Raw genomic sequence first — 13,608 nt, forward strand, 5'->3', positions numbered from 1 at the left:
GGGTGACCTCACGTCTGCGGCCCGCGCCGCGGGACTGCTGACAGCCTGAGGGCGCGTGCTCCGGGTCGGCCAGCAGAGAGCATCGAATCGATCGACAGCAGGAGACTTCCGTGGCTAGCGTCTGCGACGTCTGTGGCAAGGGGCCGGGCTTCGGCCACAACGTGTCCCACTCGCACCGGCGGACCAACCGCCGCTGGAACCCGAACATCCAGACGGTGCGCACTCCCGCCGGTGGCGGCAACACCCGCAAGGTCCAGGCCTGCACCTCGTGCATCAAGGCCGGCAAGGTCACCCGGGCCTGATTCAAGCGCTCCACGCTACGCCCTGTCGCTCCGGCGGCAGGGCGTATCTGCGCTTTATGACTATTCACCCCCGGTGACGCGCCCCTCGTCCTTACGCTGAGGAGAACGACCGCGGGGGTGCAGATGAGCAGGACCACCGAGCCCAACAGTGACGAAGCAGTGCTCTCGCTCTCGCTCGACGGCCGGATCACCGACGCCGGTGACGGCACCCGAACGCTGCTCGGCTATCGCCCGGAGGAGCTCTTCGGGCGCCGGGTGGAGGAGGTCATCCCGGAGCCGGGCGGACTGCTCGCCGGCCCCGGCAAGGACCTCGGCGCCGCGGCCGACTCCGTCTCCTCCCTCTTCGAGCTGAGCTGCCGCTGCGCGGACGGCACGGTCTTCCCGGCGGTGGTGACGGTGTGGCGCAGCATGGAGGAGCACGGGCTCACCATCACGGCCGCGATCCGGCGGCTGAGCACCGAGGACAAGCTGGCCGGCGCGATCAACCTGGTCGGGGCGCTGGTCCGGTCCTCGCACGACGCGATCATCGCGGCCGACCGGGACGGCATGATCACCATCTGGAACCCGGCCGCCGAGCGCCTGTACGGCTACTCCGCCGCGGAGATGCTGGGCCGCCCGCGCAGCACGATCATCCCGCCGGACGGGCAGACGATGGAGGAGGAGCGGTTCCGCCGGACCCTCTCCGGCAGCCACGTGGAGATGTTCTCCGCGGTCCGCCGGCGCAAGGACGGCCGCCTGATCACGGTCGCGGCCACCATCTCCCCGATCGCGGACACACAGGGCCACATCATCGGCGTGGCCGGCTTCTCCCGGGACATCGGCGAGACGAACCGGGCGCAGAACATGTTCCGCGGCCTGCTGAACGCGCTGCCGATAGGGATCATCGGCATCGGCGAGGACGGCCTGATCCGGTTCGTGAACCCGCAGATCGAGCAACTCTTCGGCTACGGCGCCGAGGAGGTGCTGGGCCTGCCGATCGAGCGCCTGATGCCGCGTTCCGCCGCGCCGGACCTGCATCTGGAGGGGGTCCGGAAGGACGGCAGCCGCTTCCCGGCCGAGGTCTCGCTCTCGCCGATCGACGTGGGCTCCGAGACGCTGATCTCCGCCACCGTGGTGGACACCACCGAACGGATCGGGGCCGAGGCCGAGCGGGTCCGGCTCCAGCAGGAACTGACCGCGGCGCAGCGGCTGGAGAGCGTCGGCCAGCTGGCCGGCGGCGTCGCACACCACTTCAACAACCTGCTGGCGATCATCGACTCGCACGCCGGGTTCGTGGCCGAGGAGCTGAACGGGCCGATCACCGGCGCCAGCGTCCGCGAGGCGCTCACCGACATCGCGCAGATCCGCAAGACCGTGGACCGGGCCAGCGAGTACGCCCGGCAGCTGCTCGCGTTCGGGCAGCGTGAGGTGGCCCGGCCGGTCCGGCACGACATCTCCCGTACCGTCGCGGACGTCTATGCCCTGCTCAGCCACTCGCTCGGCGACGACATCACGCTCTCCACGAACACGCACAAGGACCTGCCGCCGGTGGTGGTCGACCCGGGTCAGCTGGAGCAGACGCTGGTCAACCTGGCGCTCAACGCGCGTGACGCGATGCCGCACGGCGGGAAGCTGAGCATCACGGCCGAGCCGTGCACGAAGAGCGCGCCCGGCGCGCGCCCGAGCCGGCACGTGAAGATCCGGGTCACCGACACCGGTGCCGGCATGTCCGCTGAGGTGCTGGAGCGCGCGTTCGAGCCGTTCTTCACCACGAAGGACCCGGTCGCGTTCGCCGGCATGGGCCTGGCCGTGGCGCACGGCATGGTCACCGCGGCGGGCGGCGAGCTCAGCATCTCGTCCGACCCGGGCCGGGGCACCACCGTGGTGATCATGCTGCCCGCGGACGACGTGCTGGAGCCGCGCCGCGACCCGGACGAGACGGTGCCCGGCGGCGGCGCGGAGACGGACGGACGGCGCACCATCCTGGTCGTCGACGACGAGCCGGACCTGCGCGAGGTGGTCCGGCGGATGCTCGGCAAGTCCGGGTACGACGTGATCACCGCGGCGGACGGGACCGAGGCGATGGAGCGGGTGCACGCGCACCCCGGGCGCATCGACCTGTTGATCACGGACATCATGATGCCCGAGATGTCCGGTACGGAGCTGGCCGAGCAGCTGCGCGAGATCCGCGACGGCGTGCCCGTGTTGTTCATGTCCGGCTACGCCGCGCCGCTGCTCGCCGAGAAGGGCACGCTCGACCCCGGCACGGTCCTGCTGCAGAAACCGTTCCGCAAGCAGGAGTTGATCTCCGCGGTGGAGAACGTCCTCACTGTGTTGACGCCCAGCTGATTCGCGTCTCGGTCGTCCCACAGCCGCCAGCTTTGGGCCAGGCCGGGGCTGGTTAATAGATCAAAGGCCTAATGCCTCCTACTTCGCGATCATGTACCTGTCGCCGTAGACGGACCAGCGCAGCGGGGGGTTGAGGCCGAGGTTGCCGGCCTTCAGGAAGACGCGCTGGGCGGTGTCGACGCGGCTGGTGTCGCGGTGGGCCGGCTCGCGGCGCATCGCGGCCGTGCGCGCGTTCAGGAACGCGGTCAGGTAGGCGACCTCCCCGCCGCCCTGGGCCGGTGGCTTCGCGCGGCGGACGGCGGCGGCCCGGATGCCGCCGAAGCCGGCCGGATCGGGACCGGGGCCGTGCATGACCATCGCGTCGTAGTACGCGAACTGGCCGAGCGCGCGCAGCCCGTCCTTCTTCGCCTGCCCGACCGCCGGGTTGAAGTAGACCCGGTCCCGCTCGGCGTCCTGCGCGACGCGGAACACCGGGTCGGCCGCGGCGGCCCGCCACGCGGCCGGGAAGCCGGGATCCAGGCCGGCGTGCGAGGCCGTGCCGTTCACCCGCCGCAGAGCCGGCAGGAACCGCGCCAGGCCGTTGTTCCTCGGCCGTGCCGCCACGTACCGCGCGACGACCGCCAGCATGTCACCGGTGCCGGAGGTGAAGCCGACGATGCCACCGGTGTAGCCGCGGCCGTCCCGGATGTCCTCGACGTAGCCGTACTGCGCCCGCCAGTTCAGCGACGAGTTCTCCGCGCTGGAGACCAGCTTCATCGCGATCTCCTTCTTCGCGGGCGCGGTCAGGTGCGCCTTCCCCACCCTCCGCTGCGGCGCGGCCAGGCTCGCGGACGGCGTCCGGTCCGAGGCCCGCACCAGCACGAGCGCGGCGGCCGTGAGCAGCACCGCCAGCGCGGTCAGCGCGAGCGCGAGGCCTCTAGAGGTCGCGTGCGAACGAGAGCGTGCCCGGCTCGTCGCGGTAGAAGCCGAAGTTCTCGATCCGGTCATACCCGCAAGCGTTGTACATCGCGATGGCCTCCGGCTGGAGATCGCCGACTTCGAGGATCAACCGGCGGCGGCCCTGCGCCCGCGCCGACTCCTCGATCGCGGCGAGCACCCGGCGGCCGATGCCCCGGCCACGCACCGCGGCGGAGGTGAACATCCGCTTCAGTTCCGCGTCCTCGTCGCCGTGCGCGCGCCAGCCCGCGCCGCCGACCGGCTCGCCGCCGAGGAACGCGACCACGAAGTCACCGCCCGGCGGCGTGAACTCGGCCGGGTCCATCGGGGTGTCGTCGCCGGTGCCGCCGTAGCGGCCGGCCAACTCGGCGAGCGCGGCGTGCATGACGGTCCGCGCCTCGGGCTCGTCGTAGCGCACCGACCGCACCTCAACATCCTTCACAGTGCGAGAGGGTACGACCACGACGAGCCGAAACCCAGAGGTCATCAGCCAAATGAGATCCCCGCTACGGTGCGACCACGGCCCAGGTGGTGAGCGTCCGGCGCGATCCACGCTTCGAGCGTCCTCATAACCGTTCTTGCCGACCAGGCCCCGCCGCGTTCCCCAGGTTTTCACGTTCTTGAACGCGACCACCCACTCAACTCGCAGGGAGGCCGCCCGCGGCCGACCGGTGCCCGCGGGAGCACTCGGAACGCGCCCCCGCCGGAAGCGGGAAAGTGAACTTAGATCTTGAAGTGGTCCCAGCCCAGACGGCCTTCCCAGGCCGCGCCGTCGACTGTGACCCCGGCGCCCTCGCGGACCGTGCCGACCTGGCGCCACTCCTCCGGCAGCGCGACGCCGGCCGGGAACGTGGCGCAGAGCGCGTGGTCGTCGCCGCCGCCGAGAATCCAGGCGTACGGGTCGACGCCGAGCGCGGTGGCCGCGTCGCGCATCTGGCCGGGCAGGTCGAACGCGTCCCGGTGCACGTCGAGCGCGACGCCGCTGGCCTTCGCGATGTGCCCGAGGTCGGCCAGCAGCCCGTCCGAGATGTCGATCATGGAGGTGGCGCCGAGCCGATTCGCGATCGGACCCTGCCTGTACGGGACCTGCGGCCGCCGGTACGCCTCGACCAGCACCTTCGGCGTGCGGAAGCCGCGGGACAGCACGGTGTAGCCCGCGCCGGCGAACCCGACACGCCCGGCCATCGCGAGTACGTCGCCCGGCCGCGCGCCGCTGCGCAACACCGGTTGCAGCCCGTGCATGTCGCCGAGCGCGGTGACCGCGACGGTGAGCGTCGGGCTGGCCGACATGTCGCCGCCGACCACGCTGGCGCCGACGCTCTCCGCCTCCTCGGACAGGCCGTCCGCGAGCTCCTCGGCCCACGCCACGTCCAGATCGGGCGGCGCGCAGAGCGCGACCAGCAACGCGGTCGGGTACGCACCCATCGCCGCGATGTCGGCCAGGTTCGCGGCCGCGGCCCGGTGCCCGATGTCGTTGCCGCTGCCCCAGTCGCGCCGGAAGTGACGGCCATCGACCAGCACGTCCGTTGACGCGACCACCCTTCCGTCCGGCGCCGCGACCAGCGCCGCGTCGTCACCCGGCCCGAGCAGGCAGGTCGGCCCGGCGGTCAGCCGCGCGGTGACCCGGGCGATCAACCCGAACTCACCATCCTTAGCCACTGACGTCCCCTCAGTCACCCTGCGCTCCTCCTGCACACGGACCAGCACTTCCGTACGGTAGTTTCACCAATCGAGCCGCCGGCGGCGGCGGATAGGAGTCGTGTCGTGGTCCAGGCGTACATCCTCATCCAGACGGAGGTCGGACGCGCGCGTGACGTGGCCGCGCAGATCAGCAACATATCCGGGGTGATCAGGGTCGACGCGGTCGTGGGCCCCTACGACGTGGTGGTGCTCACAGAGGCCACCACGGTGGACGAGCTGGGAAAGATCGTGGTGAGCAAGGTTCAGCTGGTGCCGGGCATCACCCGCACCGTCACCTGCTCGGTGGTGCGGCTCTAGATGCCCGCCGAGAAGGACCGCACCACCCGCACGGCAGCGTTGTGGGCCACCGCGATCGCGGTGCCCACAGCGCTCGCCGCCGGATTCTTCGCCATCTCCTCGCTGCCGTCCGCCGCACCGCCGGCGGCGCCCGCGTCCGGCGCACCACAACCGGCGTCGACGGTGCCGGTGCAGATGGCCGCGCCCGCGCTGAGCGAGGACGAGACGCTCGCCTGCCGCGCGCTGACCTCGCAGCTGCCGCTGACGGTCCGCGACCTGGCCCAGCGCCCGGTCTCGGCCGGCCCGGAGCAGAACGTGGCCTACGGCGATCCGGCGATCACGGTCGCCTGCGGCGGCGAGCAGCCAGCGTTCCTGGCCACGGACCTGGTCTACCCGCTGAACAAGGTCTGCTGGCACGCGACGGAGACACCGGACGGCTCGACGTGGACCACTGTGGACCGTCGCGTTCCGGTGACCGTGTCGATCCCCAAGGACTACGACTCGCCGGGCCAGTGGACGACCGAGTTCTCCGCGACCGTGCTCTCCACGCTGCTCTCCCGCGACGACATCCCGACCGGCTGCCGATCCTGAAGACCAGAACCGGCTGCAGAACCAGAAAGACCAAAACCTCAAGGGCTTTCTTCCCGCTTCCGGCGTGGTGACGTTCCGAGTGCTCCCGCGGGCACCGGTCGGCCGCGGGCGGCCTCCCTGCCGGTGAGGTGGGCATCGAAGGTAGGCCACCGCCCGGCGGCCGGCGGCGGTGCGGCAGGTCCGTCAGTGGAGTCCGGAGCCGTGACCCAGCGCGGTCCGGATCAGGCGGGTCACCAGCGCCGGGTAGGCGAGGCCGGCGTCGGCCCACATCCGGGCGAACGGTGCGCCGGGCCTGAGGTCCGGCGTCGCGTCGATCTCGTCGAGCAGTACCGCACCGGCCGGAGTGACCAGCGCGGTCACGGTGACCGGGCCGGTGCAGCCGAGCGCGGTGAACGCCGCACGCGCGAGCGCGGGCACCGCGTCCGGCGCACCGGACGGGTGGGCCACGCCGGGCTCGCCCGCCTCGTCCACCAGCACCGCACACGTGAATCGCCGTGCCGATGCGGTGCTCGCGGAAGGCGCGCCGGGCTGCGGCCGCCCGTCTTCGCCCACGCCCGCGGACACGACCGGAAAACCGGCCGCGTCCGGCGTCACGACCGGGAGGCCGGCCGAGGCCGCTAGCCGGCGGGTGAACGATCGGTTCGCCGCCACCGCGGCCGCCAGCACACCGGCCCCGACAAACGGGATGCCGGCCATCTCCAGCAGGCCGGGGATGGTGGCGTCGCCGTCGTGCGGCAGCGGCAGCACCACGTCGGCGTGCTTCAGCGGCGTCAGGCCGGTGCGCGCGATCTCCACCGGCACCACCTCGAACTCCACCGGGTCCAGCGCGTCCGCGATCGCGCCCGCACTCGATCGCTCGCCGGCCACGACGGCGACCCGCGTCTTCCGTGAGCCGGCCACAGCCGCGACCCTACTCCCGGCGCGGTGTCGCGGGGGATCTCGACAACGGCCATGACCCTCGCGTCACCGCGAGGGTCATGGTGCCCGCGACCCCCGTCGATCCGCGGGCCGGTCTCGGGAAGCGGGTGATCTGTGCGGGACGCGGGTCAGGTCCAGCGGAAGAGGCGGGTGGCCAGGAGCGTGACGAGGAGGGCGTAGGCGGTCAGGACGACCAGGGCGGTGGGGGCGGCGCCGGCGCCGGACCAGGCGTCGGAGAGCGCCTGGGAGGCCGCGCCGAGCGGGGTGAACTCGGCGATCCGGCGCAGGTTGTCGGGCATGATCGGGCCGGGGGTCCAGACGCCGGCGAAGAAGAGCATCGGGAAGTAGACCAGCATGCCGATGCCGCTCGCGGCCTTCGCGTTCGGCGACAGCGCGGCGATCAGCAGGCCGATCGCGAACATCGCGATCGTGGCCAACAGCAGGATGCCGGTGAATTCGAGGATCGAGGCCGGCAGCGGCACGTCCAGGACCGTGACGCCGATGATGATCGCCACCGCGATCGAGACCAGCATCGCGATCAGGTTCACGATCAGCTGCGCGCCGAGCAGCGGCGCCGGCCCGACCGGCGTGGTGGCCATCCGGCGGAGCACGCCGCGCTCGCGGTGGGTGGCGAGGTGGGCGGGGAGCGTGCTGATCGCGATCGTGGCGATCGCCATGGCGACCACGACCGGCACGTAGACGTCGATGGGCCGGACGCCGCCCATGTCCTCGGCGGGCTCGCGGAAGCCGGGCATCAGGCCGCCGAGGACGTAGAGCAGCAGGGACGGGAAGAGCAGGCCGAAGCCGACGGACATGCCGTCGCGGGCGAAGAGCTTGGCCTCGATCGTGGTCAGCGCAACAAGCGGTCGCATAACGAAATCTCCCGAAAAATCAGTCGTTGTCCAGGGCGCGGCCGGTCAGAGCCAGGAAGGCGTCGTCGAGCGTGGCCTGATCCATCCGCAGCTCGCGGGGGCGGACCCCGGCGGCCGCGAGCGCGGACACCACCGTGAAGAGCAGGTCGCCGCCGCCGGTGATCACGACGGTGCGGCCGGACCGGTCGGCCGTGACGCCGGGCGTGCCGGCCAGGAAGTCCGCGGGCAGCGGCGCGTCCGGCACGAACCGGATGCGCTGCCGGTCCGCCACGGCCGTGCCGATCAGCCCGGCCGGTGAGTCGATCGCCAGCACCCGCCCGGCCTCGATGACCGCGATCCGGTCGCAGAGCCGGTCCACCTCCTCCATGAAGTGGCTGACCAGCACGACCGTGACGCCCCGGTTGCGGACCGACTCGATCAGGTCCCAGGTCTCGCGCCGGGCCGCCGGGTCGAGACCGGTGGTGAGCTCGTCCAGGAACGCGACCTTCGGGTTGCCGACCAGCGCGAGCGCGATGGAGAGCCGCTGCTTCTGCCCGCCGGAGAGCTTGGCGAACGCCGTGTTCTGCTTCTCCCCCAGGCCGAGCAGGTCGAGCAGCTCGCGCCAGTCGGCCGGGTCCGGGTAGAACGAGGCGTAGAGGCGCATCGCCTCGCCGACCCGCAGCTTGTCCGGCAGCGCGCTCTCCTGCAGTTGCATGCCGAGTCGGCGACGCAGCTCCCTGCCGTCGCTGCGCGGGTCGAGGCCGAGGATGCGGACGCTGCCGCCGTCCGGGCGGCGCAGCCCGGCCGCCATCTCGACCGTGGTGGTCTTGCCGGCGCCGTTCGGGCCGATGATGCCGAAGATCTCGCCCTGCTCGACGGTGAGCGAGACGTCCCGTACGGCGACGGTGTCGCCGTACCGCTTGTTCAGGTTGCGCAGTTCGATGACGGACATCGGGAAGCTCCCAGGGTCAGCGGGCGGAGGCCGGGCGGATGGGCGTGGTGCGGTACATCCGGTAGGTGACGGCGAGCGTGAGGACGAGGACCGCCGCGGCGATCGCGAGGCCGGCCGGCAGCGTGGCGGGCGGCAGGTCGAGCAGGTTGTTGACGCCCTTGCCGGTCCACTGGATGTCGAGCGCGGCCTCGGCCGCCACCGGTGCCAGCGCCGCGACCGGGACGATCGCCAGCCCGCCCCAGAACCGATAGCGATAGAAGCCGATGCCGATCAGCGCGCCGGCCGCGAGGTAGACCAGGTTGAGGACGGTGCCGGTGAGCAGCGTGCGGACCGCGTCGCCGGCGCCGGTCACCGGGTACGGCTCGGTCAGCCCGGACAACGTGCCGGTGGCCGCGTAGACCGCGTACTCCGGTAGGTGGCCGGCGACCTGGACGACGCCGAAGAGCAGCGCCATCAGCGCGAAGAGCACCAGGTACGCCTCGGCGAGCTGATGCCGGGTGACGCCCATCGCGACGTAGACCCGGCCGCCGAGCACGGTGACGGTGCCCATCGAGAGCAGCCAGTAGCGCGGCGGCGCACCGCCGACGTTGAGCCACATGCTCGTGTCGAGTGTGTCGAACAGCCCGACCGAGACGGCCACGACCAGGTAGACCGTGATCAGGATCGCCCAGTAGAACGAGACCATCAGGCCCATGCGGCCGAGCAGGCGGCGGATGAGGACGGCGAGGACACCGGGGTGGCGGTTCATCTTCGATCCTCCTCAGGAGATCTTGCCGCTGATGGCGACGGCGCGGCCGAAGGCGTAGACGGTGGCGAACCCGGCCACCACCAGCACGGTGGTGAGCAGCGCGGAGACCGGGAAGGGCAGCTGCACACCGGCGACCGTCGCCGTGCCGATCGGGCTCCACTCGGTGCCGAAGGCCAGCTCGGAGCCGAGCGCCGGGAGAAGCGACGGCGCGATCAGCAGCAGCCCGCCGAACGGGCCGAACCGGTGGAAGCCCGCACCGATCAGCCAGCCGGAGCAGAAGTGGGCCAGGTAGATCAGGAACGCGCGGACCAGCACCGCGATCGCGGTCCCGGCGGAGTGCACCGGGAGCGTCTCGGTGAGCCCGGGCATCAGCCCGGCCGCGCCGTAGACGAGCCGTTCCACGCCGAACCCGGCCAGCGAGAGCAGCGCGAACGCGCCCGCGGAACCGAGGCCGAAGAGCAGCCCGCCGCCGAGGAACTGCCGCCGGGTGACGCCGAACGCCACGTACCGTCGGAGGAAGACCGGGCCGAGCATGATCGCGATCGACGCGACGAACCACTTGCTGGTGGAGGCGGCGCCGAGGTTCCACGCGCTCTCGGTCAGCGCGCCGTAACCGGCGACCAGCGCACCGACCAGCACGACCGTGGCGATCAGCAGCGCCGCGAAGATCCCGTAGACCGGCGAGAGGCGCCGGAACAGCGAGGCGGCGACGGTGGTCATCGCCGGCTCCCGGCCGCGGTCAGGTGGATGAACAGGTCCTGCAGCCCGACCGGGGTGATCTCCAGCATGGCCGCGGCGGCCTCCCGTCGCTGCCCGTCGGTGAGCGTGCCGTACACCGTGGTGGCCTTGGTGCCGCCGAGCCGCTTCTCGCCGAGCACGGCCAGATCGTTGCCGGCCACGAACGCGTCGACCTCGCCGGCCGGGCCGGTGACGGTGGCGCCGCGACGGCGCAGCGTGTCCGTCTCCTCGTGCGCCAGCAGCCGCCCGTGATCGATGATCAGAACCTCCTCGAAGAGGTTCGCCACCTCCTCGATCAGGTGCGTGGACAGGATGATCGTGCGCGGGTTCTCCGCGTAGTCCGCGACCAGCTCCTGATAGAACGCGTATCGCGAGGGTGCGTCCAGCCCCAGGTAGGACTCGTCGAAGATGGTCAGCGGCGCGCGGGTGGCGAGGCCGATCGTGACGCCGAGCGCGGACCGGCCGCCCCGGGAGAGCCCGGAGACGCGCTTGCGCAGCGGCAGGTCGAACTGCTTGGCCAGGCGTGCCGCGTAGTCCGCGTCGAAGTGCGGCCGGAGCTGGGCCGCCAGCTTGAGCACGGTGCTGACCCGGTCGGTGTCCTCCGCGTCGACGTTGTCCCGGATCAGGCAGACCTGCCGGGTGACCCGCGCGTTCTCGAACGGGTCCTCGCCGTCGACCAGCACGGTGCCGGCCGAGGCGCGGCGGAACGCGGCGAGCACGGAGAGCAGCGTGGTCTTGCCGGAGCCGTTGCGGCCGAGCAGCCCGTAGATCTTTCCGCCGTCCAGGTCGAACGAGAGGCCGTCCAGCGCGACCGTGTCGCCGTAGCGCACCCGCAGGTCGCGCACCGAGACCGGGATGCTCATCGCCCGGCCTCCCCGCTCGTGGCCCGGGCGGCGGCGATGCGCGCGACGACCTCGTCCAGCGGGATGCCGATCATGCGGGCCTCGGCGATCATCGCGTCGACCACCTCGGCGAAGAACCGCTCGCGGCGCCGGCCGACGAGCTGGTCACGGGCCTGCGGACTGACGAACATGCCGATCCCCCGCCTCTTGTAGAGCACGCCCTCGTCGACCAGCTGCTGAAATCCCTTGGCCGCGGTGGCGGGATTGATCCGATAGAAGGATGCGTATTGGTTCGTGGACATGACCTGCTCGTCCTCCCCGAGTGCCCCGCTGAGGATCTCGTCTTTGATCTTGTCGGCGATCTGTTGGTAGATCGGGCTCCGGTCGTCGAACACCGCCTCGCCCTCCTGCCGTTGCGTCGAGCAAACCTCGTTGGTTCGTTACTTGTGTAATGAACCCTAGCACCAAAGAACCACGGCCGGGAAGCACGAAAACGGCCCCCGCCCATCGGGGCGGGGGCCGCGGTGATGCGGAGGGCCTAGATCTTGAGCCAAGGAAACACCGAAGACAGACCCCCGCGAGGGTACGGAAATGAGTGCCGGGAACGGTTCAGCGGACGAGAATGACGACACGTCCGCCGGCGTGACCGCTCTCGCTCAGGTCGTGCGCGGCCGCGGCCTCCGCCATCGGGAACGTCGCCGCGACCGGCACCTCCAGGCGCCCGGCCGCGACGAGCGCGGCCGCCTCGCCGAGCGCGTGCCAGGACCGGCCCTCGCCACCGTCCGTGACGCGGGCGCCGTGCGCGGAGAAGTCCGCGATCGAGACCACGCGCGCGGCGTCGCCGGTCAGCTCGATCAGGGCCGGCACCACGCCGTGCCCGGCCGCGTCCAGCGCCCTGTCCACACCGTCCGGTGCCAGCTCGCGCAAGCGCGTGACCAGGCCGTCGCCGTAGGCCGCGGGGATCACGCCGAGCCGCCGCAGCAGATCGTGCCGGGCCGGGGCGGCGGTGCCGATCACCCGGGCGCCGCGCTCGCGTGCGATCTGCGCCGCGACCAGCCCGACCCCGCCGGAGGCGCCGCTGATCATCAGCGTCTCCCCGGTTGCCAGACCCAGCGCGTCCAGCGCGCGGACCGCGGTCTCGGCCGGCGTGGGCAGGCCGGCCGCGGTCACGAAGGGCAGCTCCGGCGGCTTGCGGGCCCAGTGCGTGAGCACCGCGTGCTCCGCGGTGGCGCCGCCGGCCGTCACGCCGAGGACCTCGTCGCCCACGGCCACGCCGGTCACGCCGTCGCCGATCTCGTCCACCACGCCGGCCGCGTCGCCGCCCGGGATGCGCGGCCCGGTCACCGCGATGCCGGCCCGGCCGGAGCGAACCTTCCAGTCCCACGCGTTCACGCCGGCGGCCACGACCGCGATCCGGACCCGGCCGGGGCCGGCGTGCGGCTCCGGCACGTCGTCGTCCACGTGCAGCACGGACGACGGGCCGGTCTCCCCGTAACGGACGGCTCTCACGGCTGGTACTGCAGAAATTCGTCGAGGCCGCTGACCGCGAGCACGCGCGCGACATGGCCGCGGTGGTTGGTGACGCGCAGCCAGCCGCCCAGCGCGGCGCAGCGGTTGTCGCCGCGAACCAGGCAGGCCAGGCCGGTGGAGTCACAGAAGGCCAGCTCACCGAGGTCGATGACGAGCCGGTTACGGCCGGTGCCGACCAACTCGCTGATGGCGGTGTCCAGCTCGGGCACGGTGCTCATGTCCAGCTCACCGGCGAGTCGCACGGTGGCGGTCCGGCTGTCGCCGGTCTCCGGCGTGACGGTGAACGTCAAGAGACTTCCTCCGCTCCGCCCGGGATCGTCTTCCCGCATCTCGATCCTGATACAGATGTTCGCCGCCGAACAAGGGTAATCCGTCAGCCGATGGACATCGGGTAGGACGACTCCGATTGTTCGCTTTCTGTAGTGATGTAAATCCGGACCGTCGTGCCGCCGGTGTCGCTGACGACCTCGATGCCGTCGGTCAGCCGCTCCGCCAGGAAGAGTCCGAGCCCGCCCGGCGAGGTCGGTTCCGGTGGCCGTTCCCCCGGCTTCCGGCCCGGCGCCACGAAGCCCACGCCGTCGTCCGCCACCTGGCAGATCAACCGGCCGGGGGCGTGCCGGAGCAGCAGCCGCCCGGCGCCGCCGCCGTGCCGCACCGCGTTGGTCAGCAGTTCGTAGGCGGCCAGCGCGAAGTCGTCCAGCCGGTCCCCGCCAAGGCCCGCGCCCCGCGCCAGATCAGCGATGCGGTGGCGCAGCGCTGTGACGTCCGTCGCGGTGAAGGTCAGGTCGAGGAGGAGGCCCGTTCCGGAGCTTTCGCCGGCCATCCATGCCCCTCCCGTCCACGCGGTCACCGCGCGGTGTCTCGCGAACACGTCGCGAACGTCTGGCCCCGATGC

17 protein-coding genes are annotated in these 13,608 nt (G+C 71.9%); 4 read left to right on the forward strand and 13 right to left on the reverse strand.

All coding sequences use genetic code 11. The features are described from left to right. The first annotated feature begins 110 nt into the window (after positions 1-110). The gene (gene rpmB, locus J2S43_RS28335; RefSeq protein ID WP_033343896.1) at positions 111-302 is read left to right on the forward strand and encodes a 50S ribosomal protein L28; all 192 of its coding nucleotides are present in this window, start codon (positions 111-113) and stop codon (positions 300-302) included. Positions 303-425: 123 nt separating this feature from the next. After that, entirely contained in the window at positions 426-2,630 is a 2,205-nt protein-coding gene (locus tag J2S43_RS28340) for a PAS domain S-box protein (protein WP_306834341.1), read from the forward strand. Between the two features lie 78 nt (positions 2,631-2,708). Here J2S43_RS28340 and J2S43_RS28345 read toward each other — a convergent pair whose 3' ends face one another. The 3 genes from J2S43_RS28345 to J2S43_RS28355 all read right to left on the reverse strand — a co-directional run bounded on the left by J2S43_RS28345 (position 2,709) and on the right by J2S43_RS28355 (position 5,243). Continuing rightward, positions 2,709-3,515, reverse strand: a complete 807-nt coding sequence (locus tag J2S43_RS28345; protein ID WP_306834343.1) for a chitosanase — start codon at positions 3,513-3,515, stop codon at positions 2,709-2,711. A gap of 31 nt (positions 3,516-3,546) precedes the next feature. Next, positions 3,547-4,008, reverse strand: coding sequence for a GNAT family N-acetyltransferase (locus J2S43_RS28350; protein WP_306834345.1), 462 nt, complete (start codon positions 4,006-4,008; stop codon positions 3,547-3,549). Positions 4,009-4,289: 281 nt separating this feature from the next. Then, positions 4,290-5,243 (reverse strand): thiamine-phosphate kinase, encoded by a 954-nt coding sequence (locus J2S43_RS28355; protein ID WP_306834347.1) that lies wholly within the window; start codon positions 5,241-5,243, stop codon positions 4,290-4,292. Positions 5,244-5,330: 87 nt separating this feature from the next. Here J2S43_RS28355 and J2S43_RS28360 point away from each other — a divergent pair, with 87 nt between their 5' ends. Both J2S43_RS28360 and J2S43_RS28365 read left to right on the forward strand, forming a co-directional pair. Then, the gene (locus J2S43_RS28360) at positions 5,331-5,564 is read left to right on the forward strand and encodes an Lrp/AsnC ligand binding domain-containing protein (RefSeq protein ID WP_306834349.1); all 234 of its coding nucleotides are present in this window, start codon (positions 5,331-5,333) and stop codon (positions 5,562-5,564) included. After that, on the forward strand, positions 5,565-6,134 hold the full coding sequence (locus J2S43_RS28365) for a DUF3515 family protein (protein ID WP_306834351.1): 570 nt from the start codon (positions 5,565-5,567) through the stop codon (positions 6,132-6,134). It begins immediately after the preceding gene. A gap of 183 nt (positions 6,135-6,317) precedes the next feature. Here the strand turns inward: J2S43_RS28365 and J2S43_RS28370 are convergent, their stop codons facing one another. The 10 genes from J2S43_RS28370 to J2S43_RS28415 all read right to left on the reverse strand — a co-directional run bounded on the left by J2S43_RS28370 (position 6,318) and on the right by J2S43_RS28415 (position 13,536). Beyond that, positions 6,318-7,034 (reverse strand): D-alanine--D-alanine ligase family protein, encoded by a 717-nt coding sequence (locus J2S43_RS28370; RefSeq protein ID WP_306834353.1) that lies wholly within the window; start codon positions 7,032-7,034, stop codon positions 6,318-6,320. 146 nt (positions 7,035-7,180) lie between these two features. Continuing rightward, complete coding sequence (locus tag J2S43_RS28375; RefSeq protein WP_306834355.1) at positions 7,181-7,924, reverse strand: ABC transporter permease; 744 nt, start codon at positions 7,922-7,924, stop codon at positions 7,181-7,183. 19 nt (positions 7,925-7,943) lie between these two features. Further along, positions 7,944-8,855, reverse strand: coding sequence for an ABC transporter ATP-binding protein (locus J2S43_RS28380; protein ID WP_306834357.1), 912 nt, complete (start codon positions 8,853-8,855; stop codon positions 7,944-7,946). A 16-nt stretch (positions 8,856-8,871) separates the two neighbouring features. Next, positions 8,872-9,603 carry a hypothetical protein gene (locus J2S43_RS28385; RefSeq protein WP_306834359.1) on the reverse strand — a complete coding sequence of 244 codons (732 nt, stop codon included), beginning with the start codon at positions 9,601-9,603 and terminating at the stop codon, positions 8,872-8,874. Positions 9,604-9,615: 12 nt separating this feature from the next. After that, positions 9,616-10,323 carry a hypothetical protein gene (locus J2S43_RS28390; RefSeq protein ID WP_306834361.1) on the reverse strand — a complete coding sequence of 236 codons (708 nt, stop codon included), beginning with the start codon at positions 10,321-10,323 and terminating at the stop codon, positions 9,616-9,618. Further along, complete coding sequence (locus J2S43_RS28395; RefSeq protein ID WP_306834363.1) at positions 10,320-11,204, reverse strand: ATP-binding cassette domain-containing protein; 885 nt, start codon at positions 11,202-11,204, stop codon at positions 10,320-10,322. The genes J2S43_RS28390 and J2S43_RS28395 overlap by 4 nt, the downstream gene beginning before the upstream one ends. Beyond that, on the reverse strand, positions 11,201-11,578 hold the full coding sequence (locus J2S43_RS28400) for a GntR family transcriptional regulator (RefSeq protein ID WP_306834365.1): 378 nt from the start codon (positions 11,576-11,578) through the stop codon (positions 11,201-11,203). Before J2S43_RS28400 ends, J2S43_RS28395 begins: the two co-directional genes overlap by 4 nt. Positions 11,579-11,792: 214 nt before the next feature. Next, complete coding sequence (locus tag J2S43_RS28405; RefSeq protein ID WP_306834367.1) at positions 11,793-12,692, reverse strand: NADP-dependent oxidoreductase; 900 nt, start codon at positions 12,690-12,692, stop codon at positions 11,793-11,795. Then, positions 12,689-13,003 (reverse strand): STAS domain-containing protein, encoded by a 315-nt coding sequence (locus tag J2S43_RS28410; protein WP_306834369.1) that lies wholly within the window; start codon positions 13,001-13,003, stop codon positions 12,689-12,691. Before J2S43_RS28410 ends, J2S43_RS28405 begins: the two co-directional genes overlap by 4 nt. Before the next feature lie 83 nt (positions 13,004-13,086). After that, positions 13,087-13,536 carry an ATP-binding protein gene (locus tag J2S43_RS28415; RefSeq protein ID WP_306834371.1) on the reverse strand — a complete coding sequence of 150 codons (450 nt, stop codon included), beginning with the start codon at positions 13,534-13,536 and terminating at the stop codon, positions 13,087-13,089. Positions 13,537-13,608 lie beyond the last annotated feature (72 nt).

It is taken from the genome of Catenuloplanes nepalensis (assembly GCF_030811575.1).
GTDB classification, from domain to species: domain Bacteria; phylum Actinomycetota; class Actinomycetes; order Mycobacteriales; family Micromonosporaceae; genus Catenuloplanes; species Catenuloplanes nepalensis.